Consider the following 2,354-nt stretch of genomic DNA (forward strand, 5'->3'; position numbering starts at 1 on the left):
AGTTCGAAGTGGGTGAGGATCTCGTCCAGCACCTGGGCGAACACGGGATAAGCGTCGTACAGCTCCCGGCCCATCCCCAGCCGCTGGCTGCCCTGCCCGGTGAACAGGAACGCCAGCTTGCCCGTGGTGGCCGTGGCGCGCACCAGGCCCGTGGCCGTCCCGTCCTCGGCGAGAGCCGTCAGGCCGGCGAGGAGGGTGTCCCGGTCGGTGCCGACGACCGCCGCGCGGTGGTCGAAGGCCGCCCGTCCGGTGGCCAGCGAGTAGCCGACGTCTACGGGCGAGAGGTCCGGGTCGGCCGCCATGCGGTCCCTCAGCCGCTGGGCCTGGGCGTGCAGCGCGTCGGCGGTCTTGGCGGTGAGTACCAGGGGTGTGGCCCGCGGTGCCGGCTCCGTCCGGACGGCAGGTGCCGGCTCGTCGGAGGGCGCCTGTTCGAGGATGGTGTGGGCGTTGGTGCCGCTGATGCCGAAGGAAGACACCGCCGCCCGGCGGGGTCGGCCGGTCTCCGGCCACTCCCGCGCCTCGGTCAGCAGCTCCACCGCACCCGCAGACCAGTCCACGTGCGGGGACGGCTCGTCCACGTGCAGGGTCCGCGGCAGCACACCGTGCCGCATCGCCATCACCATCTTGATGATCCCGGCGACACCGGCAGCCGCCTGCGTGTGACCGATGTTCGACTTTATCGAGCCCAGCCACAGCGGCGTGTCCTCGGCCCGGGCCTTGCCGTAGGTGGCCAGCAGCGCCTGCGCCTCGATCGGGTCACCCAGCGTCGTACCCGTACCGTGCGCCTCCACCACGTCGATCTGGTCGCCGGCCAGGCCCGCGCCCGCCAGTGCCTGACGGATGACGCGCTGCTGGGACGGGCCGTTCGGCGCGGTGAGGCCGTTGCTCGCGCCGTCCTGATTGATGGCGCTGCCGCGTACGACGGCGAGGACCGGATGGCCGTTCCTGCGGGCGTCGGAGAGCCGTTCCACGAGCAGCATGCCTGCGCCCTCCGACCAGCTGGTCCCGTCGGCGGCCGCCGCGAACGACTTGATGCGGCCGTCGGCCGCGAGCCCGCGCTGGCGGCTGAACTCGGTGAAGGTGCCGGGAGTGGACATGACCGTCACACCGCCCGCGAGCGCCATGGAGCACTCGCCGCTGCGCAGCGCCTGGATCGCCCAGTGCAGGGCGACGAGCGACGACGAGCAGGCCGTGTCGACGGTGACCGCCGGGCCTTCGAGGCCGAAGGCGTAGGCGACGCGGCCGGAGGCGATGCTGCCGGAGTTGCCGGTGCCGAGGTAGCCCTCGACGCCGTCGGGCACGGAGGTGATCCGGGTGGCGTAGTCGTGGTACATGATGCCCGCGAAGACACCCGTGCGGCTGCCACGCATCGTGGCCGGATCGATCCCGGCGCGTTCGAACGCCTCCCAGGTGGTTTCCAGCAGCAGCCGCTGCTGCGGGTCCATCGCCACCGCCTCGCGCGGGCTGATGCCGAAGAACGCCGGGTCGAACTCGCCCGCGTCGTGCAGGAATCCGCCCTCGCGGGTGTAGCTGGTGCCCTTGCCGTCCGGGTCCGGGTCGTACAGCGCCGCCAGGTCCCAGCCACGTCCCTGGGGGAACTCGCTGATGGCGTCGCCGCCGCCCAGGACCAGGTTCCACAGGTCCTCCGGGGTCTGCACGCCGCCGGGGTAGCGGCAGCTCATGCCGACGATGGCTATCGGGTCGTCGTCGGTGATCGGGCCGGTGATTCCGCTCTCGGCCTGTTCGGCGTCGTTTGCGCCGCCCAGGAGCTCGGAGCGCAGGTACTCGGTCAGGGCGAGCGGAGTCGGGTGGTCGAAGACGAGGGTGGCGGGCAGCCGCTGCCCGATGGCCGTGCCGAGCCGGTTGCGCAGCTCGACGGAGGTCAGTGAGTCGAAGCCGAGTTCCTTGAAGGCCCGGCCGGCCTCGATCGTGTCCGGTGAGGGATGTCCGAGGACCACCGCCACCTGGCCGCGCACCAGTTCCAGCAGGGCCGCCTGCTGCTCCTCGGCGGGGCGTCCGGTGAGCTGCTGCGCCAGTTCGCCCGCGGCGGCCGTGTCCGCGGCCGCGGCCGCACGTCGGACCGGTACCCGCACCAGGCCGCGCAGCAGCGTCGGCAGCATCCCGGTGCTCGCCTGCGCCCGCAGCGCCGCCGGGTCCAGGGGGACGGGCACCAGCAGAGCGTCGGCGGCCTGTTGGGCGGACCGGCCGACCGCGCGGTCGAAGAGGGCGAGGCCCGTGTCGACGGTGAGTGCGGTGATGCCGCCCCGCTGGATGCGTTCGCGGTCGGTGCGGGCGAGTGCGCCGCCCATGCCGTCGGCGGTGTCCCACAGACCCCACGCCAGCGACACCGCCGG

The 2,354-nt window shown here is 73.1% G+C and carries 1 protein-coding gene; it reads right to left on the reverse strand.

All coding sequences use genetic code 11. The features are described 5' to 3' along the window. Window positions 1-2,354 (reverse strand): beta-ketoacyl synthase N-terminal-like domain-containing protein (locus ACFYOH_RS44655; RefSeq protein WP_388638077.1); only part of this gene is annotated, 2,354 nt, incomplete at both ends.

This window comes from Streptomyces sp. NPDC007856 (assembly GCF_042868225.1).
Taxonomy (GTDB): domain Bacteria; phylum Actinomycetota; class Actinomycetes; order Streptomycetales; family Streptomycetaceae; genus Streptomyces.